The organism is Flintibacter muris (assembly GCF_943192995.1).
GTDB classification, from domain to species: Bacteria; Bacillota; Clostridia; order Oscillospirales; family Oscillospiraceae; genus Lawsonibacter; species Lawsonibacter muris.
Genome location: NZ_CALPCP010000020.1, coordinates 1 through 26,585 on the forward strand (window position 1 = coordinate 1; position 26,585 = coordinate 26,585).

General features: G+C 53.8%; 26 protein-coding genes. 18 read left to right on the top strand and 8 right to left on the bottom strand.

Annotated features, from left to right (window positions below):
- The first annotated feature begins 922 nt into the window (after positions 1–922).
- From NFS22_RS14455 to bilR, 15 genes are all read left to right on the top strand, one after another.
- A complete protein-coding gene (locus NFS22_RS14455) occupies positions 923–1,726 on the top strand; it encodes an IclR family transcriptional regulator (protein WP_251318420.1) in 804 nt (267 codons plus the stop codon).
- A gap of 116 nt (positions 1,727–1,842) precedes the next feature.
- Entirely contained in the window at positions 1,843–3,066 is a 1,224-nt protein-coding gene (locus NFS22_RS14460) for a 3-isopropylmalate dehydratase large subunit (RefSeq protein WP_251318421.1), read from the top strand.
- Complete coding sequence (locus tag NFS22_RS14465; protein WP_251318422.1) at positions 3,063–3,548, top strand: 3-isopropylmalate dehydratase small subunit; 486 nt, start codon at positions 3,063–3,065, stop codon at positions 3,546–3,548. The genes NFS22_RS14460 and NFS22_RS14465 overlap by 4 nt, the downstream gene beginning before the upstream one ends.
- A 27-nt stretch (positions 3,549–3,575) precedes the next feature.
- Entirely contained in the window at positions 3,576–4,469 is an 894-nt protein-coding gene (locus NFS22_RS14470) for an isocitrate lyase/PEP mutase family protein (protein WP_251318423.1), read from the top strand.
- A gap of 57 nt (positions 4,470–4,526) precedes the next feature.
- Positions 4,527–5,951 carry a dihydroorotase gene (locus NFS22_RS14475; protein ID WP_251318424.1) on the top strand — a complete coding sequence of 475 codons (1,425 nt, stop codon included), beginning with the start codon at positions 4,527–4,529 and terminating at the stop codon, positions 5,949–5,951.
- Positions 5,952–6,017: 66 nt separating this feature from the next.
- Complete coding sequence (locus NFS22_RS14480) at positions 6,018–7,286, top strand: TAXI family TRAP transporter solute-binding subunit (protein WP_251318425.1); 1,269 nt, start codon at positions 6,018–6,020, stop codon at positions 7,284–7,286.
- Between the two features lie 100 nt (positions 7,287–7,386).
- Positions 7,387–9,402: a TRAP transporter permease gene (locus NFS22_RS14485; protein WP_251318426.1), complete on the top strand. Its 2,016-nt coding sequence runs from the start codon at positions 7,387–7,389 to the stop codon at positions 9,400–9,402.
- Positions 9,403–9,443: 41 nt separating this feature from the next.
- A complete protein-coding gene (locus NFS22_RS14490; protein ID WP_251318427.1) occupies positions 9,444–10,226 on the top strand; it encodes a hypothetical protein in 783 nt (260 codons plus the stop codon).
- A 12-nt stretch (positions 10,227–10,238) separates the two neighbouring features.
- Complete coding sequence (locus NFS22_RS14495; RefSeq protein WP_251318428.1) at positions 10,239–10,997, top strand: acetoacetate decarboxylase family protein; 759 nt, start codon at positions 10,239–10,241, stop codon at positions 10,995–10,997.
- Positions 10,998–11,030: 33 nt separating this feature from the next.
- Positions 11,031–11,834, top strand: coding sequence for an acetoacetate decarboxylase family protein (locus NFS22_RS14500; RefSeq protein WP_251318429.1), 804 nt, complete (start codon positions 11,031–11,033; stop codon positions 11,832–11,834).
- Complete coding sequence (locus NFS22_RS14505; RefSeq protein ID WP_251318430.1) at positions 11,825–12,589, top strand: acetoacetate decarboxylase family protein; 765 nt, start codon at positions 11,825–11,827, stop codon at positions 12,587–12,589. The genes NFS22_RS14500 and NFS22_RS14505 overlap by 10 nt, the downstream gene beginning before the upstream one ends.
- A gap of 95 nt (positions 12,590–12,684) precedes the next feature.
- Entirely contained in the window at positions 12,685–13,968 is a 1,284-nt protein-coding gene (locus NFS22_RS14510) for an MFS transporter (protein WP_251318431.1), read from the top strand.
- Positions 13,965–14,687 carry an isochorismatase family protein gene (locus tag NFS22_RS14515; protein ID WP_251318432.1) on the top strand — a complete coding sequence of 241 codons (723 nt, stop codon included), beginning with the start codon at positions 13,965–13,967 and terminating at the stop codon, positions 14,685–14,687. The genes NFS22_RS14510 and NFS22_RS14515 overlap by 4 nt, the downstream gene beginning before the upstream one ends.
- A complete protein-coding gene (locus NFS22_RS24100; RefSeq protein ID WP_420908871.1) occupies positions 14,671–14,877 on the top strand; it encodes a (2Fe-2S)-binding protein in 207 nt (68 codons plus the stop codon). Before NFS22_RS14515 ends, NFS22_RS24100 begins: the two co-directional genes overlap by 17 nt.
- Positions 14,878–14,895: 18 nt before the next feature.
- Positions 14,896–15,957 (top strand): bilirubin reductase, encoded by a 1,062-nt coding sequence (gene bilR / locus NFS22_RS14520; protein WP_251318433.1) that lies wholly within the window; start codon positions 14,896–14,898, stop codon positions 15,955–15,957.
- Positions 15,958–16,142: 185 nt separating this feature from the next.
- Here bilR and NFS22_RS14525 read toward each other — a convergent pair whose 3' ends face one another.
- From NFS22_RS14525 to NFS22_RS14560, 8 genes are all read right to left on the bottom strand, one after another.
- The gene (locus NFS22_RS14525) at positions 16,143–17,390 is read right to left on the bottom strand and encodes an ABC transporter permease (protein WP_251318434.1); all 1,248 of its coding nucleotides are present in this window, start codon (positions 17,388–17,390) and stop codon (positions 16,143–16,145) included.
- Positions 17,391–18,284, bottom strand: a complete 894-nt coding sequence (locus NFS22_RS14530) for an ABC transporter ATP-binding protein (RefSeq protein WP_251318435.1) — start codon at positions 18,282–18,284, stop codon at positions 17,391–17,393.
- A gap of 51 nt (positions 18,285–18,335) precedes the next feature.
- Positions 18,336–18,830, bottom strand: coding sequence for a BRO family protein (locus tag NFS22_RS14535; protein ID WP_420908872.1), 495 nt, complete (start codon positions 18,828–18,830; stop codon positions 18,336–18,338).
- On the bottom strand, positions 18,827–19,132 hold the full coding sequence (locus NFS22_RS14540) for a hypothetical protein (protein WP_251318436.1): 306 nt from the start codon (positions 19,130–19,132) through the stop codon (positions 18,827–18,829). Before NFS22_RS14540 ends, NFS22_RS14535 begins: the two co-directional genes overlap by 4 nt.
- A 297-nt stretch (positions 19,133–19,429) precedes the next feature.
- Positions 19,430–19,933: a DUF6017 domain-containing protein gene (locus NFS22_RS14545; protein WP_251318437.1), complete on the bottom strand. Its 504-nt coding sequence runs from the start codon at positions 19,931–19,933 to the stop codon at positions 19,430–19,432.
- A gap of 95 nt (positions 19,934–20,028) precedes the next feature.
- Complete coding sequence (locus NFS22_RS14550; protein WP_251318438.1) at positions 20,029–20,532, bottom strand: replication initiator protein A; 504 nt, start codon at positions 20,530–20,532, stop codon at positions 20,029–20,031.
- Positions 20,533–20,695: 163 nt separating this feature from the next.
- On the bottom strand, positions 20,696–22,093 hold the full coding sequence (locus NFS22_RS14555) for an MATE family efflux transporter (RefSeq protein ID WP_251318439.1): 1,398 nt from the start codon (positions 22,091–22,093) through the stop codon (positions 20,696–20,698).
- 194 nt (positions 22,094–22,287) lie between these two features.
- The gene (locus NFS22_RS14560; RefSeq protein ID WP_251318440.1) at positions 22,288–23,547 is read right to left on the bottom strand and encodes a competence/damage-inducible protein A; all 1,260 of its coding nucleotides are present in this window, start codon (positions 23,545–23,547) and stop codon (positions 22,288–22,290) included.
- A 372-nt stretch (positions 23,548–23,919) separates the two neighbouring features.
- Between NFS22_RS14560 and trmL the strand changes: the two genes are divergently transcribed.
- The 3 genes from trmL to tpiA all read left to right on the top strand — a co-directional run bounded on the left by trmL (position 23,920) and on the right by tpiA (position 26,492).
- Positions 23,920–24,408 (top strand): tRNA (uridine(34)/cytosine(34)/5-carboxymethylaminomethyluridine(34)-2'-O)-methyltransferase TrmL, encoded by a 489-nt coding sequence (gene trmL / locus NFS22_RS14565; RefSeq protein WP_251318441.1) that lies wholly within the window; start codon positions 23,920–23,922, stop codon positions 24,406–24,408.
- A gap of 41 nt (positions 24,409–24,449) precedes the next feature.
- Entirely contained in the window at positions 24,450–25,646 is a 1,197-nt protein-coding gene (locus NFS22_RS14570) for a phosphoglycerate kinase (RefSeq protein ID WP_251318442.1), read from the top strand.
- Positions 25,647–25,718: 72 nt separating this feature from the next.
- Positions 25,719–26,492, top strand: coding sequence for a triose-phosphate isomerase (gene tpiA / locus NFS22_RS14575; protein ID WP_251318443.1), 774 nt, complete (start codon positions 25,719–25,721; stop codon positions 26,490–26,492).
- Positions 26,493–26,585: the final 93 nt, after the last annotated feature.

Consider the following 26,585-nt stretch of genomic DNA (forward strand, 5'->3'; position numbering starts at 1 on the left):
TTATTTCCATTCTTGACTGAGTCGTTGCTTTTCATACTTGCAGTTTTTGTCGTTTACACAGATTTTTCGGCGGTCTCGTAGATTCCATGCCCATTATGCTTGCCCGGCGTGCAAATAGCACAGGCGCGAGGGTAGACCGGCCATTATGCAATAAATGCTTCAATTCTACCAGAAAAGAGTGATATCATGGCGTGAAATTGCACGTCTTCGCCCTGGCAAACTGCCTATCCCAATCGCGGTACAGATCAGCCAGGCATCTCTTTGTGATCTCTGGGCCGCACAGAGGATGGACTAGAGCTGCGCTCCAATCCACAACGGAACACTGTTTGCTGACCGTGCCTACACAGACGCCGCTTGGGTCAGATCCCTCAAGGAAACTCGAAATATCAGCATCATTGTGCTGCGCAAGAGGCGGGCAAACGATCCGCTGCGCTCCGGCAACTGTTTCAGCACAGGTGTCAGCCGCCGTCAGCCCATTGAATCCTTTTTTAACTGGATCAACGTTACATCAGGTATCCAGAACGCTTCTTTTATTCGGTCTTTCGACGGTTTGCTTTTCCATATCTTTGCTTCCCTCGCTTTTATTGCTATTTACTCTTTTTTCTACTATTGATTCGCATTTCCAAGTGTTTTGCCGTATTAAAGCTCATCCCTTGGTAGTAATTTGTAGTAATTGGGGTGGTTTGCTGTCAGGAAATGCGGTGTAATGCGCTGTTTCACTTTGTAAGAAGTTAGAGCTGAAGGCAAGCCACAGGAATCGCCCCCATAAAGTAACGAGTGACTTTGTTGAAGGTCACCAGAAGATGAGCTGAAAAACCGTGAGATATGTAGAAACTGTATGTCACCTCATAAATTAGCTTGACAAATTGGAAAAAGGGGGATATTATTTTACTATACAGAACAGCGTTCCAGGAGGCGGAATATGCAAGAGAAGCAGAATGGAGATTTTCCGAAGAAAGATTCTGTCCGTGCAGTTGATCGAATGCTGGACATTCTCCAAGTTTTTTCTTTTGAACAGAATGAGTTGAATTTGGCGCAGATTTGTGTACAGGCTGGTCTGCCTAAGACGACGACCTATCGGATCCTGACGACCTTGGAAAAACGGAATGTTGTGGTGCAGGACCCACATACAGGAAAATACCGGCTGGGGTATGAGGTAATAAAAATGGGCAGCATTGCCCGCACAGGCAACAGCTTACAGCGTGCGGCCCATGAAGATATGGAGAAGATTAGCCGGGAGACACAGCAGACCTGTAATCTCTATGTTCGGGACGGATTTGAGCGCCGGTGTGTCGATCAAGTAGAGGGAACACAGTATGTTAAGCGGTTTTCCTATTTGGGTGCCCGGCATCCGCTGTATTGTGGCGCCGGCAAGTTGCTTCTGGCCTACGCCGACCCTGACGTACAGAAGCAATATTTTGCAATAACAAAGTTCGAAAAATATACCGATCAAACCGTGACCGATCCAGAACAGCTCAAAGAGGAGTTGCGTCAGATATTGCGGGACGGATACTCTGTGACCAAGGGCGAGCGCGACCCAATGACAGCAATGGTTTCTGTACCATTGTATGACTATACCCAAAAGGTCGTAGCGTCAATCACCGTTTCTGGACCGGTTTACCTGTTTACCGATGAGAATATCAAGCTGTACTGCAGCAAACTGCTGCAGGCGTCAGAGAACATCTCACGGAAATTAGGGTACAGCCCTCCCAAGACGGGAGAATAATACGGCACTAATTTTAGATTGATTCTTCAAAGGGATGCCGCCCTTTGAAGAATCTTTATCGGAACTAAAACGGAATATAATTCCACTACATGGAACACAAGAGGGGGAATTAAAATATGGGGCTGACATTTGCGGAAAAAGTTCTAAGTAGAAAAGCCTATCAAGAGGTTCATGCAGGAGATTGTGTCATCGTCGATGTGGATGTCATGATGGCAAGCGATACGACTGGACCTATTGCGATCAAGGCATTTGAGAGTATGGGCGGAAAACAGTTGTTTCATAAAGACCGGACCGTATTTATTCTGGATCATGCTACTCCTTGCCCCAACGAACGGATTGCCGCACTGCACAAGCTAATCCGGGAGTTTTGCGGGGAACAGAAATGTGTGTTCTTTGATCAGAACCATGGGGTCTGCCATCAGGTTATGCTGGAAAAGGGCCTGGTGCATGAGGGAGACCTAGTGCTGGGAGGAGATTCTCATACCTGTTCCTATGGCTCGGTAGGCGCTTTTTCCACCGGTGTCGGCTCTACAGAGTTGGGAGGTGCTATGCTGACGGGGAAGACTTGGCTCATGGTGCCCCAGACCACACGCATCGAATTGAGCGGCAAACTGCCGGAGGGAGTTTATGCCAAGGATGTGGTCCTGAAGATTATTGGGGACTTAACCAGTGACGGTGTTACCTATAAATCAGTGGAGTTTGCCGGAGATGGCTTTGCCCGCTTTACCCAAGAGGAGGCGACCACAGTCTGTAATATGACCATCGAGATGGGCGGCAAAAACGGTGTGTTTCTCTCGGCACTTACAGACCCCGGCCTGATGCCTGATAAGGATGCCGTGTACGAGCAGGTGCTTTACTATGATGCTTCCGAAATGGTGCCTATGGTCTCCTGTCCGCACACAGTGGACAACGTGAAGCCAGTGACAGAGGCGGGGCCGGAGAAGGTGGATCTGGTCTATATCGGCAGCTGCACAAACGGGCGGCTGAGCGATTTGCAGGTTGTGGCACAGATCCTGAAAGGGAAGCATATTGCTCCCTCAGTTCGGCTTTTGGTCTGTCCAGCTTCCAATCAAGTGCTGATGCAGGCGATTGAGCATGGCTATATTCAAACAATCCTGGAGGCTGGCGGCACTATCAGCACACCAGGCTGCAGCCTGTGTGTCGGTACTCTGGGCGGGGTTCCTGGCGATGGAGAGAATGTGCTGTCCACCACAAATCGAAATTTTAAAGGCCGCATGGGCAACAGCAAAGCCAATGTGTTCCTGTCCTCACCCGCTACAGCGGCCTCCTCAGCGATTACCGGTGTTTTGACCGATCCAAGGGAGGTGATACAGAGGTGAGTAAAGCGTTGGTCTATGGGGACAACATCAATACTGACTTGGTGATTGCGGGGAAATATACAAAGACGCTAAACTTTGAGGAGTTGGCGGCGCATTGTATGGAGGACCTTGATCCTCAATTTTCCTGTCGGGTGAAACCGGGAGACGTATTGGTGGCAGGCAGAAACTTTGGCTGCGGTTCCTCCCGGGAACAGGCTCCACTGGCGATCAAATATGCCGGAATAAGTGCGGTGCTGGCCCAGTCCTTTGCCCGGATCTTTTATCGCAATGCAATCAATGTGGGGGTCCCAGCGCTGATCTGCAATACCTCGTCCATCCAGGACGGCGACGAGATTGAAGTGGATATGACCCAAGGGATCGTAACGGTGAACAAGACCCGGAAGATCAAATGCCAGTCCCTTTCGCCTATCATGCAAAGTATTCTTTCTGCTGGCGGATTGGTTCCGTTTTTGAAAGAAAAGGGGGATTTTGTGCTGGATTAAAATCGACAAATAAGGAGAGAAAGTAGTATGAATCGAACGACTCAACTCAAGCGCCTGATCCAGGCAAAGGAAATTCTGGTTATGCCAGGAGTTTATGATGCATTGAGTGCAAAAATTGCGGAAAAATGCGGTGTTAAGGCGGTACAAGTGACCGGCTATGGACTTGCAGGCGCTGGTCTAGCACTGCCGGATGTGGGCATCATGACGAAGACGCAGATGGTAGAGCAGGTCCGCAATATTTGCCGCTCGGTCAGTATTCCAGTTATGGCGGACGGGGATACTGGATTTGGAAATGCCATCAACCTCTATTATGCAGTGAAGGACTTTGAGGAGGCTGGTGCAGCCGGTGTCAATCTGGAGGACCAGTTTTTCCCCAAGCGCTGCGGCCATATGGGCGGCAAGCAGATTATCCCCTTTGAGGAGGCCGTAAAGAAGATTGAGGCCGCTGCCGCTGCCCGGACAGATAAGGATTTTGTCATCAATGCCCGTACAGATGCCATTGCGGTCAGCGGTGTGGATGAGGCGATCCGTCGGGGGAATGCCTTTGCCAAGGCGGGTGCGGACCTGATTTTTGTGGAAGCTCCCGAAAAGATAGACGACATCAAGCGGGTCATTCAGTCCATCGACGCACCAGTAAGTATTAATATGATCTATGCCAAGGGCTCCAAGACCCCTGCGGTTTCCATCAGGCAGTTGGAGGAGTGGGGTGCAGCCCGAGTCAGCGTGCCGGTTATGCCGCTGTTTGCCGCCGCCAGAGCGTTGGAAAAAGCCTACACTGCCGTGGTTAATGACGATGTGGCCTCAATGAACGATCAGATATTTGAGTTTGCAGAATTTACTGATCTGGTTGGCCTACCTTTTATCAAGGAGCTGGAGAAGCGCTTCCTGGACACAGCGGAACTGGATGCACGCTATCATTAACAAGTTGTTAGATCCTTTGCCAATACACATCAATATATTTGAAAAGGGGCGTTAAAAATGCAAAAATATGATTTGCTGATCAAGAACGGCGCAGTTGTCCTTGCGGATAAGGTGGAAAACTGTACGATTGCTGTCAAGGATGGTAAGATTGCCGCGATCAGCACTGCTGAGATCGCCGCTGAGGAAGCCCGGGAGGTGCTGGATGCCAAGGGGTTGACCGTTATGCCTGGTGCGGTGGACTGCCATACGCACTTCGGTATCTATGCACCGATGGACAAGGATGTCAACAGCGAGAGTAAAGCCGCACTGACCGGTGGTGTGACCACCATGATGAGCTATTTCCGCACCGGTGCACACTACATGAACAAGACGGGCCCTTACCATGAGATTTATAAAGAGGCCCTGGAGCAGGCTGCTGGAAACGCTTATTGCGACTATTGTTTCCATCTGGCTCCCATGGATAACCTGCAGGTGCAGGAGATGGAGTGGCTGGTGGAGCAGGGCGTGGTGACCTTTAAATACTTCATGTTCTACAAAGGGCTGAATTTGGGAGCAAACTCCACTGTTTCGCCTACCATGTCCGACTGCTATGACTTGGGCCACCTTTATAACATTATGGAAGAGGCGGCCCGACTGAACACCATGCTTAAGAACGAGCCAATTTCCGTCAGTGTCCACTGTGAGGACGACGAGGTGATCAAGGCCTTTATCAAGAAGGTGAACGATGCGGGACTGAAGGGCCTGCAGGCTTACAGCGAAGCGCGTCCTCCTATTGCGGAGCGAGTGGCAATCATGAAGGCGGGCACCGTAGCCAACGCCACAGGAGCCAAGCTCAATATTCTGCATATTACCAGCGCGGAGGCCCTTCAGGCTACACGGGATCTACTGAAAATCTATCCAAATATCAAGTTGCGCCGTGAGTGTACACTTCATGCTCTGGGCCTGACCTGGGAGATGCTGCAGGGCAACAACTGTGCTAAGGTCAACCCGCCCTTGCGCACGAAGGCCGACAACGAGGCGCTGTGGGAGGCGCTGAAGCAGGGCGAGATCAATTGGGTAGGCTCTGATCACGCTATGACTCCCAAGGCGTTGAAGTTGGACGACGATATGTGGGGCTCCTGCTGCGGCTTTGGCGGCACCTCCCTGGTGTACCCCTTTATGGTCTCCGAGGGCTTGAAGCATGGCCTGTCGCTGCCCCGCATCGCGGAACTGGTTTCCACCAATCCCGCAAAGGCCCATGCGGCTTGGCCGAAGAAGGGCAGCATGGAGGTAGGTGCAGACGCGGACTTTGCCCTGATCAATCTGGACCTAGAGAAGACTGTCCATGCCGGCGCGGACTTTTCCGCTCAGGAGTACAACGTGTTTGAGGGAATTAAGTTGAAGGGGTGGCCTGTCATTACCATCCTGCGCGGTAAAATAGTCTATAAGGATGGAAAGATTTTGGGCGAGCCCACCGGTGAATATGTTAAGCGTCCGTGCTGATTCTGCAGATGGGCCGCGCTGGTCCGGAACGCAGCGGTATAAAAAATTTATGAAGGAGAAAGAACAATGAAAAAGATGCTATCCTTGCTTTTGGTAGGCGGGATGTTCCTCTCTCTGGCAGCGTGCGGAGGTGGGAATGAAAAGACCACTCCTGGTCAAAACGGCGGCGGAAACACTTCTCAGAGTGCCGGGAGCGATTTCAAGTGGCCCAACATGGTTAAACTGAGTATCACCGGCAGTGGTACTACGGCCTACGCAGGCACCCTGGCCTGGTCCAACATTTTGGAAGGTACCGGAAACACCAAGGTCCGTCTGCTCCCTGAGGACTCCAACGCCACCAAATTTCAGCGGGTAAGAAACGGCGAGACGCTGATGACCTATGATACCATGGGCGACGTGGCCACCCTGATTGGTGCCAAATTCGGTTACGCCACCGAGACCGGCGGCCCTTACCAGGCTCGCTGGGTCTGGCCCGATTTTGCCTCCAACAGCGTAATGTTTGTCAGGGGCGACTCCAAAATCGAAAAGCCTACCGATATTACCAAAGATACCCCCATTGCCTGTACTATCGACTCTGCCATGGAAAACGTGAAAGCTTCCTTGGCTGCGGCAGCCGGTGTGGATGTAGACGAGATGAACTGGGTCTACTGCTCCTCTTACGGCGAGATGCCCAAGCTGGTTACTACTGGCGCGGCCGAACTGTGTGCTTATGTTACCCCCACCTCCAGCTCCATCATTGAGGCCTCTGCCGCACCCCAGGGCATCAAGGTTATGGACTTCAACCCTGAACTTTACCCCGAGTGGTGTGCAGCCTTCCAATCTAAACAGCCTGTGTACAGCTTCAATAAGATAGGCTTCGGCAACGAGGCGGCGATTGGCAAACACGGCTGGGGTTCCGACGGCGGTTGGATTACCTCTGAATCCGCTGATCAAGACCTAATCTATAATCTAGTCAAGTTCTTTGCTGAGTATCAGGACGAAATTCAAGGTTCTTTTGATACTTACTCCTACTACTGGTCCGTTGATTACGCCCGGGAAGTACTAGACCGTACCTATGTTCCCGTCGCTGAAGGTACTATCCGCTACTTTAAGGAAATTGGTAAGTGGACTGAGGCGGACGATGCCCGTCAGGAGTATAACATTAAGCTGATCGACAAATATATGACTGCCTACAGCGACTGTATTGCCCAGGCCCACACCGACGGTGTGAAAATTGATACACAAAACCAGGACTGGCTGGACTACTGGGAAGCCTATAAGGAGGCTCAGAACCTGCCCCCGGTGGTTATCATGTCCGATGCGGAGATCGCGGAGGCCCTGGCTGCCGGCTTCTAACCATCTAGAATATTGAACACCTACAAATAAGATGGGCGGAGCGCGTGCTTCGTGCTCCGCCCATCGTGTGCCTTTACGGGAAATTAGGAGGTCTTTCTGAATGGCTTTCGGAAAAAAGAAGCTGAATGAAGGAGAACTGGAGGAACTAAAGGACGAAAAGCGCAAGGCAGAGGCGGAGGAGGAAGTCAATAAGGATAACTCACGCCTGGCTGTTATGCCGCCGCTGGTACGCCATGGGTTCACCATCATCTCCATCATCGGCATCCTTATCGCGTGCTACTACATGATGCACTTTCGCTGGTTCGGTGTTATGTCCGCAACCACCTACTATTATACGATCTTCGCTGTATTTGGCTGCAGCGCATTTCTGCTGACCCCTGCGTCTAAAAAATATGAATCCTATATTCCCTGGTTTGACTATGTGTTGACGCTTCTGGCTTTGGCCATTCCCTTATACTTCGCAGTCCATGGCATTGAGATTAACATGGTCGGCTGGGTGCCTGCCCCTGATACATTCAAGCTGGTTATCGCAGTGGTCTACTCTTTGATGTTGCTGGAGATGGTCCGACGGGGTGCGGGCAGAGCATTCTTTGTAATCTGCGTCTTTTTTGGTCTGTATCCTCTGGTGTGCGAGCATCTGCCCGGTATGCTGGCCGGCATCGGGTTTGACATTAAGACACTGTTCAGTTACTACTGCTACGGTTCTGAAGGTATTGCCGGTCTGCCCGGTAACATCACCGGCACCATCCTGATTGGGTTCTTGATGTTTGCCAACCTACTGATCTGTTCCGGTGCCGGCCCCTTCTTTATTGACTTGGCCCAGGCGCTGTGCGGCAGGTACCGTGGCGGTACAGCCAAAGTGGCCGTGCTGACCTCCGCCTTTTTTGGGATGCTGTCTGGTTCGCCAATCTCTAATGTAGTCTCCTCTGGCTCCATTACAATCCCTGCTATGAAGAAGTCCGGCTATGACGCAGTTTACGCCGGCGGCATTGAGGCTGTGGCAGCTACCGGCGGCATCTTGATGCCTCCGGTTATGGGCTCGATCGTGTTCGTCATGGTGGCTATGTCTGGATTCACATATGCCCAGGTTATGGTGGCGGCCATATTCCCTGCCCTGTGTTACTATGGTGGTCTGCTGCTTCAAGTAGACGCTTATGCGGCCAACCATGGTATGAAGGGCCTACCCACAGACCAGTGTCCCAGCGTAAAGGAGACACTGAAGCGGGGCTGGTATGTGATCGTCGTTCTTATTTTCCTGTGCGTTGGGCTGGTCTACTTCCGTTGGGGCGAGGTTACCCCCTATTACGCCTCTGGTCTGCTAATCGCCCTGTCCTGGTTTGACCGGAATCCCAAGAACCGACTTACTCCCAAGAATTTGTATCACGCTTGTGCTCTGATCGGCAAAGCAATCACTCAAATCTGTGCCCTAATGCTGCCCTTCACCTTTACTATTGCTGGTCTGATCACCACTGGTATGGCTGCCTCTTTTGCCACCAGCATTACCCGTTTGGGCGGTGAGAGTATCATCTCTGTGGTGGCGCTGACCATTTTGGCCTGTTACCTTATGGGAATGATGGGCATGGATATTGTAGCCTATATGTTCTTTGCCGTGTCTGTCGCGCCTGCCCTGGTAGGTACCGGCCTGGACAAGATGGCAGTACACCTATTCCTGATCTACTATCCTCTGCTGGCTGTTATTACCCCGCCTGTAGCCACAGTGGCCTTCGTAGCGTCCTCTGTGGCTGGAGCTCCCGCTATGAAAACAGGTTGGAAGGCCTGTCAGTTGGGTTGCGTGGTCTACTTTCTGCCCCTCTACTTTCTGTACGAACCTGCAATCCTGCTCCAGGGCGGTAATTTGTTGCTGAGCCTGTACCATATGGCCTTTGTGGCGCTGGGCACCTTCATCCTGGCCAGTGGAATCGGCGGTTATATGATGAAGATGGGCAAGATGCATAGCCGGATAGAACAACTGCTCTTTGCTTTAGGAGGTATTCTGATCGCTTTCCCCCGGACAGATATCACATTAATTGGTGTGGCCTTTACCGTGGCTGCTTTCCTGGTCCACCGGATCAACAGCAAAAAGCTGTCTGGGGGCTCTGCACCTCAGACTGCATAGTTTGAAGAAAGGATGGGTGATACAAGATGGAGATTAACACTTTGGGAATGAAGCCTCGGGAAAATTGCTGCCCCCATGCGATCATTCAGAACTTTATCAATTTTGATTTTACTGTATCCAACATAGAGGCTGCCAAAAAGATGTTCCTGCCAGCCCCTCTGGAACCCAGAGCAGACGAGGACGGCGATATCATCCTGACCTGCGGATTTGTGGATTCTGCATTTCCTCCTATGCGGGAGGTGGAGGGGGAAACTCCTGACCCCAACACTACCGAGTTTTCTGAGTGTGCATTGGGCATGTCCTGTACGGTGAACGGAAAGCCCAATATTATGAATACCTGGATTTTGTTGGACCACTATGCTGGTGCCCTTCGCCGTGGGTTTAATCGCAGCGTGATTGATAATTTTTCACGCACTCGAAACCATCCTATGTTAGAGGGTGAGGAGCACATCAGCATTGGCAGCCGGATGTTTGCCACCTGTACCAACGACGGTTCTCTGTATGCGAGAGCCTCGCTGACTGTAAAAGAAATCCACGACGCCAACTGGCTGGATGAGCACTTTTTCGACTGGGGCCAGCTACGTTACTTGCCGGATATGGCCCATGGCGACGATGTTAAGCCCCTGATTCAGCAAGCCTCCCTGTACCATTTCCCGTCCAAGTTTGAGGTGAGCAAGGTCTATGTGGGCGATGGCAAGCTGGAATTTGGCGATACGCTGTACGGCCTATTCCAGGAGCTGGGCGAGATTAAGATCAAGCGGGCGTTCTTTGTCACCTTTGCCTATACCTACGGCAGCGAAGAATTCCTGTGCGATGCCAAGTGAGGAGGGAAGACAGTGCAGAATTTTAAATATGTACCCTATGAGCCTATTGTAGGCAACATCCGCAAGGTAGGTGAGACCGTCTTCCTTGCAGAGCTCAAGATTAACACGTCGGAATTTGCTTCCCGGGTTCCTGAGGGCTTTCAGGTGGTATCCGATAGGGCATATGTAGTGATGACAGAGGCATCCCTACGGGACGAGAAGAGCAAGGACTACCCCTTCATCAACCCAATCTATTCGCAATACTACTCCGCCGGGATTCTGGTGGATATAGAGGCCCGGGGCCATCGGGGTTGGACCTATGCAGTGCGCTACTTTGACAGGGATTGGGCCGTGATGGAGAGCCGTATCAAAGGCTTTGACGCATTCTATGCCAACATTCGGACCACCCGTTTCCCCACGGAAATGATGGATTTTTATTACATCCAGGAGGGTAGCCGATTAAAGGCGGTGGCCATTGACGAGGGAACTAAGCCCATCAGTCTATGTTTTGATGCGGACAAGCCTGTTGGAGAAATGAGTTTTGATTTCCTTTTTGCCAACCGGATCGGCCTTCGCAAGGTGATGCAGCTGGTGGAGGAGCGTAAGGGTGAAGCCATCTGTGATGATATCACTCAGGAGATTGTCACGGATATCCGCTATCGGGATGTCTGGCAGGGCCGAGATGTCAAGCTGGTCTTTAATGCAGAAGAGGTAGGCTCATTTGCTTACGAGGTTCAAAACACCTACTGGTTTATGATGGGCTACAATGCAAAGGGGATCAAAATTCTCTAAGACATCAAAAATAAAGAACGGAGTGAATGTTGAATGCCTGAACTGAATACAAAGGTAAATCCTGCGCCTGGCGAAAAATATGTTATGACGCAAAGCCTCATTATGGTTCCCTTCCGCGCAGACCCCAAGAAGCTTCAGGCGCGTATGCTGCCCAAGCCTCTTGAGCCGGTAGGCAAAGGTGATATCGGCTGGGTGTATATGGTGGATACCGCCATGCCTGGCCTGCGGGAAGTGGAGGACGGTGAACCGCCTGATCCCGACATGACTGAATTCCATGAGCTGGCCATTGGTATGCCTGCCATATACAATGGCTTCGAGTTTGGATATATGTCTCAGGTCTGTCTGGACCGCCAGACCGCCGGCCTGCGCCGCGGCATTCTGCGCAATATTACCTATACCCAGATGACGGATATCCAGCCTCTGCTGACCGGCCGCAGCGAGCTGAAGGCGGGGACAAAGCTCTATGGCATCTCCCACCGGCCCCATGGCGAGATGGTGTGCAAGCTGTCCATCGAACTGACCGAACCCTACGATTTTGACGCGCTTCCTGTGGGCTGTCGGAGATTTGCTCATGCCCGGTACCTGAAGGACCCGGCCAACCAAAATGAACCCTTTGTCAAGGATGTCCCCCTGTTCCAGTTTACCAACGGTCTAGACGGCGTAGACTGCTGGAGGGGAAAGACGACGCTGCAGTTCGGCGGCGATTACTATGGCAAGTGGCTGGACCTGGGGGAGATTGAGCCGCTGGACGGTTTCTTCTATAACTTTGGCTACTGCTATGGCAGCGATTCACAGGTAACGCCTGTTGACGAAAAGGGGGATTGGAAATGGTTTTGAACGAGGAGAAAGGAAGAGCCCGTCGACATGTTGCAGAGAACATTATTTCTTTCCGCCTAAAACTTGATCCCAAGATAATTGCTCAATATCTTCCTGCTCCCTTCGAAATGAATCGGGAGGGCGAACTTATGATCATGCTTGCGGATTACTATGGGCATGATGAGGACATGACAGAGCAGGCTGAAAAGGCCGCCAATTTTGTCTATCCCTACTTTACCACCATGCAGGAGGGGCTTATCAGCATTCCCTGTAAGTTTGAGGGTAGACCCGGCAACTATTTGACGAAGATTTGGCAGGATCGAGATTGGGCAGTCCAGCGCGGCCCCATGCTGGGCTATAACACGGAACTGGCTGAGGTCCACATCAATCGTTTCCCCGGCCGCCTGCGCAAACTGTATGCCCCTCATGTAGGCAGCAAGATTAAAGGTGTAGTTCGTCAGAATGGAGACAATCTAATCTCCGGCTGGATCGAACTTACCGAAAAGGTTGTGTATCCGGAAGAGGAATACATGGTCTGCTATGGTCGCCGCCAAGTGGAGGATATGCTGGACCCCACGGGTGAGAAGTTGATCGACGATATTCTGATCGAATATCACGATTCCGAAATCAAAGGGGATGTCTTCAAGGGACATGGCCATTTGAAGCTGGGCGGCTTTATGGAAAACTGGGATTACGAGATCATCGACGCTTATTACTTTGAAATAGGATTCTCCACCTCCGGATGGAAAGTTTTGAAGGATCTTAAGCAGAAGTGACCGTGCAGCGCAAGCATCATTTAACATGCGGGGGGCAGTGGGGACATCGCCCCCCGCACTTTTATCTGCCGGTCTGTGCCGGCCTGAGGTGGAAAATGAAAATAAAACATTCCAAGCTGTGGTATTGGCTTACTGTACTCTCGCTATTTTTAGTGATGATGTTCAACTGCGGTGTGGGCTATTATAGCCTTTCGCTGTTTGTAATGCCAATCACTAGGACCTTTGGGATCAGCAGCGGTGATTTTGCAGTGGTATATGTCTTTTACGGCATCGGCAGCGCCGCCGCCGCAATGAGTCTGTATAAACTGCTGAAGCGTATTTCTTTGAAGCAGATGATCATCTTTGGCGGCCTGATTAGCATGGTGGGCTATATTCTCTTTTCCGGTGCTCACAGTCTGGTTTATCTGTTTGCTGGCGGCATTCTTATTGGCGCCTCCACAGTGTTCTCGGGTACGGCGGCAGTGCAGTTGGTTATTGCGCGCTGGTTCTCCGACCGGCGCAGCCAGATCACTGGGCTGGTGGCATCTGCCAGTGGGATTGGCACGGCGATAGGAAGTCCCTTTGTAGGCTGGGTCATCCGCAGCGTGGGTTGGCGGACGGCGTGTTTCATGATTGGGGGGCTGGTCGCAATATTTGTGTGTGTCCAGGCTGTTTTCCTGCTGAGGGATGATCCTGGTCATGTGGGCCTGCAGCCTTACACATTGGGACATAAAAATGAAAATGTCAGTGATGATCCGGATTTGGAAGAGGGCGGAATCGCCCTGCAAGAGGGGATGAGGCGCCCCTACTTCTGGCTGTTTTTCGGGGGAATGATTGTGGTAGCAGTGGTCTATCAAATCATTTCTCTGTATCAGTCCACTATTTTAATTGAACGTGGCTTTTCAGAAGAACTGGCGGCAGCTTGCCTTTCGGTGTTCGCAGTGGTGGATATGTGCTGTAAGGCCAGTGCAGGCATGATTGCAGATCGGTTCGGCTTCCGACTGGTGACGCTGTACTGTGCGGTATGCACTGCGTCAGCCTTTATTGCAGTAAGGGTGGTGAACGGCACACCAGGGGCAATTCTGTTTTCGGCCCTGCTAGGCTTTTGGCCTACCATCTGTGTGCTGTATGGTGTGACAGCATCTATCTCCCTATTTGGGAAAAAGCATCTCTCAGAATATATAGGATTTACCCAGACGCTGATGTGCTGTTGTTCCCTGGTGGGTATGCCTGCGGTCCGTCACTTGTACAACACAGTAGGAACCTTTGGTGGGATCATGAACATTGCCATCGGATTTTTGATGGTCTTCTGTCTTATGATGGTTTTGATGCTGAGGAAGAAAAATCTATTTGGGATGGAGCTGGCTGAGCCGGCAAATATGGAGAAGGAGAAAACATGAGCGGACAAATATCCAAGATCTGGGAAGATATTCTCACAGAAGAAGACCGCATTGTTATCGAAAAGGGAAAATATGGACAGCCAAGAGGTTATGGGAAACGGCCGGTCCTGATGTGTATTGACCTGCAACCCAACTACATTGGCAGAGATGCACCCATTACAGAGCAGTTGGAAGAGTGGCCCTCTGGTGGAGGCGCAAAGGCGTGGGTAGGCGTTCGAAATATTATCTCTCTGCGGGATGCGGCGCGGGAGGCGGGAGTCCCGGTTTTCTATACCCGCAATGTCCAGAACAGGACTGCTCTGTTTGACAATTTTGCAGGAAAGCGGGTTCGGGATAACAGAAAATTTATAGATGGACACCCCTGTGCAGCTCTTCTAGACTGTGTGCAGCCATGGACAAAGGAGCTTGTAATCCCCAAAAGCTATGCCAGTGCTTTTTATGGTACCCCCTTGCAGAGCTACCTGACTACCTTGGGCATTGACACAGTTATTATTGTTGGCGGTTCCACCAGCGGCTGTTGCCGCGCTACGGCGGTAGACGCCGCGAGCCGGAGCTATCACCTGGTCTGTGTGGAGGATTGCCTTTTTGACCGAATCGTGGTCTCCCACAAAGCGGCATTGCTGGATATCTGGATGAAGTATGGGGATGTGGTGGACAGTGACAATGTCAAGGAATATTTTGCAAAGCTCAGAAATGGAGAAAATGGAGCAGCCCAATAAAGACGGATGTGTTTTGTGCTTGTGCCTCAATGTTACCAGCGGTAGCATCAGACGGGCGGTGGAGGCAGGCGCGAGGACCTTTTCAGAGGTGCAGCAGTATACCCACTGCGCCAAGAGCTGTGGAATGTGCGCCGATGGGATAAAAGCAGAGTTGACACGCCTGCTAGCAGAAGCTAAGAGGCAGCAGTGAGGATCGGAGGTAGCGGACATGTACAAAACTATCCTGTCACCAGTGAATTATGGCGGGATTATTTTGAAAAACAGGATCATTTTTGCCCCAAGCACTATGGGACTTTCCAGAGATGAATTTTTAGCAAAACTTCGACAGATTGCCAGGGGCGGCTGTGCCATGATTATCATTGGCGATGTGCCAGCAAGTCCATGGTCGACAGAGCCATCGCTGTATAAGGAAGAGGATCTGTCTTATTACAGCCAGATGACAGATACAGTCCACCAGGAGAACTGCAGGATCTGTGCACAGCTGTACCTGTCGGATTCAGTGGCGGAGGATGGAGCAGGAGGTATCCGGCTGGTCTCCAAAGAGGAGACGGGGGACTATGTGTCTCAGCTTTCTGCTACCCAGCTAAGCCGTTATGCGGCTATGTTCGGCGATGCTGCCCAGTTGGCCCAAAAAGCTGGCTTTGATATGGTCCAGATATTAGGCGACCGTATGCTGGGAAGCCTATGTTCCACTATTTTTAACCGGAGAAAAGATGAGTATGGGGGAGACATGAAAAGCAGGGCGCACTTTGTTCAGGAATGTGTCGGTGCAGTCCGCATCCGTCTGCCTCAACTGCCAGTAGACTATAAGCTGTGCGTCCGCCAAGAGAATCCCCATTATGGCAACGCAGGGGTTTTGCAGGAGGAGGTGCCCTATTATGTACAGGTCTTGGAGAAGGCCGGGGTGACAAGTTTTCATGTGACCCTTGCAAACCACTGTGCCTTGGGTGATGTGATTCCCTCAGCCAAGCACCCCTATTTTGGTGAAGAGGGGTGTTTTCTGCGCTATAGTGACATAGTCCGAAACTGTACCAGTTTACCAGTCTGCGGTGTAGGGGGATTGACAGATCCGGATTTTGTGGAGAAGCAGCTAACATCTGGAAGAATTGATTGTGCTGCTATGAGCCGACAGTTGATAGCAGACCCAGAGTGGGTCAACAAGATTCGCCAAGGCAGACCGGAGACCATTCAGCGCTGCCTTCGCTGTAATGGCAGGTGTATCCAGGGAATGATAGAACGTTCCAGTGTACATTGTATGTATGAGAAATAAAGTGTTATGAGGCTTAAGAATTCGTCCATATAAGGAATAACAGCTGTACATCGGTACGACAAAACAACGTTTGCAGAAATAAAAACCGGGTTTGCTTGCAGGTCTTTGATGATCTCCTTTGTGTTTGTTTCTTAAAATGTCTGGGGTATTTACCCGAGTGGCGTTTTCGTTCAAAGGGGAATAGTTCAGTTTACGGTATGCCGACAATAGGAGCGCACCGCCAGGAACGCGAACAGCGGTATCTCAATGATACAGGCCCCGATCATAGCATAGGGCGTCCAGACCGCCAGCCCGCCCAGGCTCAAAAACTTGAAGTCAGTGATGGCGTAAAGGATACTGGCCTGGATACTGGTGCCGCTGGCGGGGAGGATGCTGCACAACCAGGTGGACAGTGCCCCCGGCACCGTCATGGAGAGCACCACCGGCGCGATGCAGAACACCAGCCCGGAGGCCAGAGACGCCACGGTACTCCTGCATTTGGATGAGAGAAACAGGGTGAAGCTGACAGACGCCAGCACCGAGAGCAGACCGGCCACGGCAAACAGGCGCTGGAGCTCCCCGATATTCATGCCGGTCAGGGTCACGATGGAGTAGAGCATCTGGATGGAGGTCTTGGTACACTCCCAGCCGAACAGGCTATTGACCACCAGAATATGCACAACGGCGCAGATTACAAAGGCGGCCCCGCTAATGAACAAGGCGGCCAGCAACTTGGCAATCCCCAGCCTGGCCCGGCCATTCCGGGTACAGCGCAGAATATCATCCGCACCAGATTGATAATCGGCGGAGAACACCGGGGCGGCGATCACCACGCAGAACAGCAGTACCAGAAAGCCCATGATGTTCTGGTAGTCCAGGATAGTGGAACTCATGCCGGGATAGACCTCAAAGGGCTTTTCCACCTTCTGGTACATCTCAACGGCCTTGTGCTGAACGGCGGGGCTGTCCGGCTGCTCCATCGCCATCAGGGAGGCAATCCGGGCCTCGCAGACGGAATAGTAGTCGTCGATTTGTGCCGGGTCGATCTCCATGATGGTGGGGGCCATGCCGGTGTCCGGGTCGGCAAACGCCTCCTTGACGCCGTGGAGCAGCGGGGCGATGGGGAGGATCTCCTTTTCATAGACGCCCTCCGGCAGATCGTAGGACTCCGTGACGCCGTAGGACGTAAGGCAGGCTTGATAGATCTCCACGGCCTCCCGCACCCGCTCTGGGGTGACCATGCCGCTGGCGTCCGCCTGACGCTCCTTTTCGTAGGCGATGGAGGCCAGCCCGGTCAGGTTGATCTCGTTTCCAGCCTCGTCTGTATAGTTACTGTAGCAGTAGGTGGTTGGCAGGTAGGCCAGCAGGACGGAGAGGATCAATGCCAGCGCCAGCAAAATCCAGGTGAGCCTTGACTTCAAGACCCGTTTCAATTCCAACCGAAAGATTCTCATTTACCGATACCTCCTGTCATTTTCTCCGCTGCTTTCCGGGAACATCCACAAATACAGATCCTCCAGCCGGGGTGTTGCGGCGCTGGAAACGGCGTTGCGGGGCCGATCCGACAGATAGCGGATGGAGACGCTGCCATCGTTCTCGTTTCGCAGATTGGTGATCTGCAGCTTGCTCTCATACTCCGGCACCAGATCTGCCGGGATGGTGCAGCTCCACACCTTGCCCTCCACCAGCTTGACAAGTTCCTCCGTCGTCCCTGTCGTCAGCAGCTTGCCGCCCTTGATGATGGCGTGGCAGGTGGCGATATACTCCACGTCGGGGACGATGTGGGTGGAGATCAGCACGATCCGGTCATGGGCGAACTCCGACAGCAGATTGCGGAAGCGCACCCGCTCGCCGGGATCCAGGCCCCCGGTGGGTTCGTCCAGGATCAGCACCTCCGGGTCATTCAGCAGGGCCTGGGCGATCCCCACCCGGTGCCTCATGCCGCCGGAGAGCTTGGAAATCTTCTTGTTATAGACGTCCATCAGGGAGACCCGCTCCAGCAGCTCACGAATCCTCCACCAGCTCTGCCGCTCCGGAAGCCCCTTTAGGGCGGCCACATAGGCCAGGTAGTCCTTGACGGTGAACTCCGGGTGGAAGCCGAAGTCCTGGGGCAGAAACCCGAAAATGCTCCGGTACTGTTCCCCTAACTCCTGAATGGGAACACCGTCATACACCACCCGGCCGGAGGTGGGGGTCATAATCCCGGCAATCATCCGCATGAGGGTGGTCTTGCCCGCGCCGTTAGCCCCCAGCAGGCCCCAGACCCCCGGCGTCAGTTCCAGGCTGATGTCATTGACCGCTTTTTTGTCTTTGAATCGCTTGGAAACATGGTCGATCAGCAATTCCATGTGAAAACTCCTTCCGCTGATAAAAAGTAAGGCGCTCTTGCCTTGGCACTGTCATTGTACCAAAGGCAAGAACGCTGTTTTCTCGTTAGCACATACGGGGTTCCACTGTTTTTCTACGGACTTTCTCACGATTTTCTCACAGAGCGGTGATAGTCTCGGTATAGCCTGCTCCGGGTCGATCGTTTCCTCAATCCGCTCCCGGCCAACCTGTGCTAACCAGACCTTGATAGGTTCTGCCTTGGGGGAGGGCACAGACTGAATTATACGAAAAAGCTGCTGTATTGTTGCAACATCAGTTGCATATCGTTTTCCGTCCCTGGGAGATTTCAACTTCAGTTGGTGACAATTTGTCACCAACTGACTGCCTTCATCCTTCAGACGCTGCTTCAGCTTATTCCAATACTTGCGGGCAGTATTATAATTGCTCTGGTCAACAAGGACTTGGATTACATCAACAATTGAAAAATACCATTCTTCCTGATCCGCGTCCCACGCCGTCCGGATGGGTTGATCCTCAAACAGCTGGACAAGTTCCTGTTCACTCAAACGAACGCCTTTTGAGACTCAGCGTCGTAGTCCGCGATCAGATCGGCACAGGCGAGATTGAGCTGCTTGGGATTGTCCTCCAGAATATTGGACAATTCCGGTATCAGTTGAGTCAGTTTGACGGCTTTCCGAATTTCGTACTCGGTAACGCCGAAAAATTTTGTGACCAGTTTACGGGCATTATACCTTTGACGGCCATCAGCGGTTTGTGCCGAGCATTCGCTAAACTTTTGGCGATTCTCGCCAAGAGTTTCAGTGGTGTCAATGTACCACTGACCATGTCGGTTTTTTGTGTCCAGCAAATGCCCATGATATAGGCTCCGGTGCAGGCCAGGATGGTCACAAGGCTGTGATCCGTCCACTGGATGCTGAAGGGGTGTTCCATGGCCGCTGTCAGATTGGCAATGATCTCCGGCAGGCCGCCGCCCAGGGATTGGGCCAGCAGCAGCGCCGCCCAGACCACCAGGGGGTAGAAAAACAGATACCCCGCGATGCCCGTCTGCGATTGTTTTTTCAGTAGATCACCTCCTGGGAAATCAGAGGGCCGCTCCCGACAGAACAGCGGGGAGCGGCCCTATCATCGATCATCTGGCTTTGGTTCAATGCTTCACCGTCTTTTCATCGCCGGGATTCAGGCTGATTGTCTGCTCCCGGTCGGCGTTCCTGCTGGGCAGGTAGTAGGGGGCAGGCACGGACTTCTCCGTGATTTTGTAGGAGCCAGGAGCAACCCGCAGGGAAACGGCGCCATCCGCGCCGGTGGTGACGTCATGCCGCACGGCGGCGGAATAGTAAGAACCTATCGTCACCGGTGCGTTGTAGAGCGCCGTCAACAGATAGGCCCGGATATCATTGGTTTTTGTGGTAGTCTGTTTCAGCGCGTCAATCACATACTGGATGTGCTCGCTGTCAAGCTGGAGGAAGCGGTCTCTGACCGCCTCTGTGGGAATGTCGCTGCCGCCGATCCGTATGGCGGGGGCGGTGCTGCATACCGTGTCCAGCATCAGCTCCAGAAGGTCGTCTATGTCATCGTAGGGGTACTCCTTCCGCAGACGCTCGTAATCAATATTCGCTTTCAGATCTTTTCTTCGCTCGTATCGATCCATCTCCAAATCTTCTGCGGGGGGCTTTCGGGGGAGATGGATGGATCAGGCTGGATAAGCTCTGTCTGGATTCTCTTAGTATAATTAGGGTCGGGTTTTTAGACGGCTGCACGTCGATTTTTTCCACCTCTTGGCGTCGGAATTTCCGACTTCTGCACGTTGGAAAAATCGACCTGTGAAATGGGCGCGAAAGGCTCCGGGGGAGGCGGGGCCGGTTTGGGCGGCGCTGTCCGTGTAGTGAACCGCTTGACGTATATCTTCGTGGGCTTCCCCTGGCCCTGCTTGATGCGCTCAATCAGGCCGACGCCCTTCTTCGTGTCCAGCTCGGCCAGCAGCTTCATGGCCTTGTCCCGACCACAGGTCATATCCTCGCAGATTTCCTCCACGGTGTAGTAGATATAGACGCGCCAAGTGTCGCTGTCATTCCAATCATTCCGGGCGGACAGGCTCATGCGGTCCAGCAGCATCCCATACAGCAGCTTGGCGTCCGTGGAGACGTGCTTGAATTTCGGGTTGGTGATCAACTGGCGGGGGATTTTGAAATAGACAAATTCCTCCGATTCATCGCCGTAGAAATAATCTGACAGTATGATTTCCGGCATGGTCAGGGCCTCCTTTTGGGCAAAAGAAAAAGCACGATCTTTCAATCGTGCTTTCTCTCGGGTGTTAATTTGTGTCACATTGGCTTCATTTTGCGGTGACTGCCTGATGTTTTTGGGTCTTGTGCGTCATTCTTTATCAAACACACCCATTAGGCGCTCTTTTTTATGTTTTCTCCGGCATGGAGGAGGGATCGTCCACCACCCGCTTGCCGGCCAGATCCACATGGCTGTAGTAGATCAAGGTCAAAATGCTGCACACCAGCCATCCGGCGGGGTAGCCCAGGGCAATGGGCAGAATGGTGTTGGAGATAAAGTTTGCCATAATATAAAGGTATATCTGCCTGAATACCACAAAGGAGGCCAGCATGATATAGGTGGGCGGCTGGCTGATGCCTGCCCCGCGGAGGGAACCGGAGTAGACCTGGTTGACACAGATCAGTACATAACAGGGGCACATATGCCTCAGGAAGAGGGTGCCGTAGGCCACCACCTCAGGCTTGTCATTGAAGAAAGCCACCAGCCAGGGGGCGAAGATAATGGCAAAGGCTGAGATGGCCACCGTTATGCCTGCAGACAGGAAAAAGGCCGCCCGGGTGCCCTCCTTGGCCCGTTCCACCTGGCTGGTGCCCAGGTTCTGCCCTACAAAGGTGGTGGCCGCCAGGCCCAGGGACTGAACAGGGAGGATGATAAACTGGTCCAGCTTGCTGTAGGTGGTCCAGCCGGACATGCAGTCCAGACCAAAGAAGTTGATGTAGGACTGAACAAACACATTGGAGAAGGAGGTGATAGCCATTTGCAGGGCGGAGGGAACGCCAATCCGGATGATTTGCTGCAGGATGCGGAAGTCCACCCGCAGTTCCCTGAACCGCAGGCGGATGCAATCCTCACCGCTGCGGGCCAGCACAGTAAGAACCAGCGCCGCCGACACCCCCTGGGACAGAATGGTGGCAAGGGCCACGCCCTCCACCCCCATGTGAAAGCCGATGACAAAGATCAGATCCAGAGCGATATTCAGCAGGGCGGACACCACCAGGAAGTAAAAGGGCCGTTTGGAATCCCCCACCGCCCGGAGGATGCCAGAGCCCATATTGTACAGCAGCAGGCCTATGGCCCCGGCAAAGTAGATGGTCAGGTAGGTGGTGGCCTCCGGAACAGCCTCCGGGGCGGTTTTCATTAACCGGAGCATTACAGGGATGATGAGGATGCCCGCCACTGACAGCACAACCCCCAGCACCAGGGTCATGACAATGGAGGTGTGGACAGTTTTCCGTACCTGATCCTGCTTTTTGGCCCCGTAATACTGGGAGATGACCACCCCCGCGCCGCTGGCCAGCCCCATGAAGAAGCCAATGAGCATGACAATGATGGGGGTGACAGTGCCCACAGCGGAGTAGGCCGCATTGTTGACATACCGGCCCACCACCCACAGGTCCACAGTATTGTAGAACTGCTGGAACAGGTTGCCCAGCAGCAGCGGGACGGCGAAGCGGACCAGATGGCCCACCACATTGCCCTGGGTCATGTCCACAGAGCGGGCAGACCTCTTTGCCAGAGCGGACAAAATAATCAACCTCCTAAGTTTTGTTGTAGGGATGGCCCTCTCAAAAGCCTCCCTTCGCAAAGGGAGGGGGACCGCCGCCGAAGGCGGTGGTGGAGGGTTTTCCCAACAGTTACATACCGCGGTTTTTTGGGAAAACCCTCAGTCAGCTTCGCTGACAGCCCCCTTTGCGAAGGGGGCCTTATTTTGATGCAGGCTCAGTCTCCGTAGTCCAGCCCGGACAGATACCGCCGGGCCAGGTCGAAGGCGTGGCTGGCGGTCTGGGTGCGCAGCCGCTCCCGCATGGGGCGGTTGCCCAGGTTCAGGGCCCGGACGTGGGTGCCCATAGCGGTGGCAATGGCCACATACATGGTGCCCACCTCATTGTCCCAGTCGTCCCTGTCCGGCCCGGCCACGCCGGTGGAGGACAGAGCGATATCGCAGTCCAGTACCTTCCGGGCGCCCTCAGCCATGGCGGCGGCCACCTCTTTGGACACCGCGCCATACCGCTCCAGCATGTGGGCGGGCACACCCAGGACCTGTTCTTTAATCTCGTTGGTGTAGGACACAATGCCCCCCTTAAAGGCATGAGAGGCCCCAGGGACGTCGGTGAGCCGCTTGGCAATAAGCCCGCCTGTGCAGCTCTCGGCCACGCCCAGGGTGAGCCCCTTTGTTCTCATGGTCTCAATCACCACATATTCCAGAGAGGGCACGTCCACTCCATACACCTTGTCGTGGAAGAGCTTTTTAACCTGCTCTACCGTAGGCTTGAGGAGGGCCTGGGCCTCCTCGTCAGTGGCCGCCTTGGCGGTGACCCGCAGCTCACACTCCCCCTCCTTGGCGTAGGGGGCCAGGGTGGGGTTGGTCATGGCGTTCATCTGGTCCCGGAGCTGGGCCTCCATGGAGGACTCCCCAATGCCGAAGAGCTTGATGGTGTGGGAGGCAATCACCCCCTCGGACAGGGACAGTAAGTAGGGCTTGGCCCGGTATTGGAACATAGGCCGGCACTCACTGGGGGGGCCGGGGAGCATGATGACATGGACCCCCTCCGCCTCAAAGGCGCAGCCGGGGGCGGTGCCCCAGTCGTTTTCCAGAATGGTGCAGCCCTCGGGCAGCATGGCCTGCTGGAGGTTGTTGTCCGTCATGGGCCGGTTGATACGGTTGAAGTAGGAACGGATGCGCTGGGCTGAACCCTCGTCAAAGACCAGCTTTTTGCCAAAGGCCTCAGCCAGGACGTTTTTGGTCAGATCGTCACAGGTGGGGCCCAGGCCGCCGGTGGTGATGATGACGTCCGCCCGCTGCTTGGCCAGGGCGACGGCCTCCCGGGCCCGCTGGGGGTTGTCACCCACCACGGTATGCCAGAAGACATTCAGCCCCAGCTCGCTCAATCCCTGGGACAGCATCTGAGCGTCAGTGTTAGCGATGTTGCCTAAAAGCAGCTCGGTGCCCACAGAGAGGATTTCAACGGTATGAGACATAGAAAAGACCTCCAAATCGTTTTTAATTAGTAGTGGTAGAGAACATTATAGCACGCATTTCTGAAAAGGGATAGGCCATTTACCAGAAAGAGGAAGAAAAATTTGTACAATTTTTCTACTGTCCAGAGGATCAGAAAGGAAAAAAGAAGAGCGGACGCATTTTTTCTGACATTTAAAAGCAAATAACTTCGGCACTTTGCCTAAAAAAAGTGAAGAAAAAAGTGGTAAATCTCGAGATTGCACAAAAAACGGGGTGAATCGTAGATATTTCAATAAATTTGTGAAGTTTCTGCAATATTTCGACCATTTTACAGTTGAAATTTTTCTTGGTTTGGACTACAATGAAAGCCGCAAGAGCAAGGAGGGGCCCAAGTGCTGAATATCGTACTGGTCGAGCCGGAGATACCGCAAAATACCGGCAATATTGCCCGAACCTGCGCCGCTACCCGCAGCCGTCTCCATCTGGTAAAGCCCCTGGGCTTTGACATCAGTGAGAGGGCCGTGCGGCGGGCCGGGCTGGACTACTGGCATATGGTTGATCTGCACGTATACGACAGTCTGGACCACTTCTTTGCCATCAACCCCAGGCCGGATCTATGGCTGGCCACTACCAAGGCTCCCCGGGATTACACCCGGGCCCAGTACCGGGAGGGGTGCTGGCTGATGTTCGGCAAGGAGACCGCCGGTCTGCCCGAGGATCTGCGGGAGCGGTGGCAGGACCGGTGCGTCCGCATTCCCATGCGGCCTGACGCCCGGAGCCTGAACCTGGCCAACTCGGTGGCGGTTCTCACCTATGAGGCGCTGCGCCAGCAGGGATTCCCGGAGCTGTCCGGAGTGGGGGAGATGGCCCAAGAGCGGTAAGCACATTTTGTCACCTTTACCAAAAGAAGGGAGTCAAGAACATGAACTATAACAAAAAGACAGTTAAGGACATCGACGTCAAGGGCAAGAAGGTCCTGCTGCGCTGCGACTTCAACGTGCCCATGGCCAAGGACGGAAGCGGCGTTATCACCAACGACAAGCGCATCCGGGCCGCTCTGCCCACCATCCAGTATCTGCTGGACCAGGGCGCGGCGGTAATCGCCTGCTCCCACATGGGCAAGCCCAAGGGAGAGGTCAAGCCTGAGCTGTCTCTGAAGCCTGTGGCCGCCCGCCTGGGTGAGCTGCTGGGCAAGGACATTATCATGGCCGCCGACGTGGTGGGCCCCGACGCCCAGGCCAAGGCCGCCGCTCTCCAGGCCGGCCAGGTGCTGCTGCTGGAGAATACCCGTTTTGAGGCGGGCGAGACCAAGAACGATCCCGCCCTGGCCAAGGCCATGGCTGGCATGGCCGAGGTATATGTGTCCGACGCCTTTGGCGCTGTCCACCGCGCTCACGCCTCCACCGCCGGCGTGGCCGACTACCTGCCCGCCGTCAGCGGCTTCCTGATTCAAAAGGAGCTGGACTTTATCGGCGGCGCGCTGGCCAATCCCAAGCGTCCCCTGGTGGCCATCCTGGGCGGCTCCAAGGTTTCCTCCAAGATCGGCGTCATCAACAACCTGCTGGAGATTGCCGATACCATTATCATTGGCGGCGGCATGGCCTACACCTTCTCCGCCGCTCAGGGGGGCACTGTGGGTGACTCCCTGCTGGAGGAGGACTGGAAGGACTACTCCCTGGAGATGATCCAGAAGGCCAAGGACAAGGGCGTCAAGCTGCTGCTGCCCGTGGATACCGTCATTGCCGACGCCTTCGCCCCTGACGCCAACTCCAAGGTGGTCAAGGCCGGTGAGATTCCCGATGGCTGGGAGGGCCTGGATATTGGCCCCGAGACCATGAAGCTGTACTGCGATGCCGTGGCCGATGCCGGTACCGTTATCTGGAATGGCCCCATGGGTGTGTTTGAGTTTGACAAGTTTGCCGTGGGCACCAAGGCGGTGGCCGAGGCCCTGAGCAAGACCAACGCCATTACCATCATTGGCGGCGGCGACAGCGCGGCGGCTGTGCAGCAGCTGGGCTATGCCGACAAGATGACCCACATCTCCACCGGCGGCGGCGCCTCCCTGGAGTTTATGGAGGGCAAGGAGCTGCCTGGCGTGGCCTGCCTGCTGGACGCGTAATCTTTCGTTGTGAAATGGGGGATCACCCCCCTTTGCGAAATAATCTGGAAAAACAAATAGGAGTGATTTACCATGAATCGTCGTTACCGTAAGACAATTATCGCCGGCAACTGGAAAATGAACAACACCTTGTCCCAGACCAAGGCCTTTGCCGAGGAAATCAAGCCCATCATGCCCAAGGGCAAGTGGTGCAACGTGGTGCTGTGCGTCCCCGCGGTCAATATCCAGGCCGCTGTCCGTCTGTTCAAGGATTGCCACATTGCCATTGGTGCCGAGACCTGCCATGAGCTGGACCACGGCGCCTACACCGGCGAGATTACCGCCGCCATGATTAAGGAGGCAGGGGCCAAGTATGTCATCATCGGCCACTCCGAGCGCCGCCAGTACTACAACGAGACCGATTTCACTGTAAACAAGAAGGTCCACGCCGCCATTGAGGCCGGACTGATCCCCATCATCTGCGTGGGTGAGAGCCTGGAGCAGCGTGAGCTGGAGGTGACCATGGAGCTGATCGCCTACCAGGTGAAGTGCGCCCTGGCCGGCGTGGCCCCCGAGAAGGTGCGCCATGTGGTCATTGCCTATGAGCCCCTGTGGGCCATTGGCACTGGCAAGACGGCCACCGCCGAGCAGGCCGGTGAGGTGTGCCAGGCCATCCGCACCGTGATCCGCAAGCAGTATGGCGCTCATGTGGCCCGCTCCGTTACCATCCAGTACGGCGGTTCCATGAACGCTAAGAACGCCCAGGAGCTGCTGGCTCAGCCCGACGTGGACGGCGGCCTCATCGGCGGTGCCGCCTTGAAGCCCGCGGACTTCGTGAAGATTATCGAGGCTGCCAATCAGGAGTAATTTTCGTAGGGACGGGGGCGGCGAGTGACTTTGCCAACAGCGGCAAAGTCACCAAAGCGCCGTTCAGGGGCGCTGCCCCTGAAAACCCTGTGT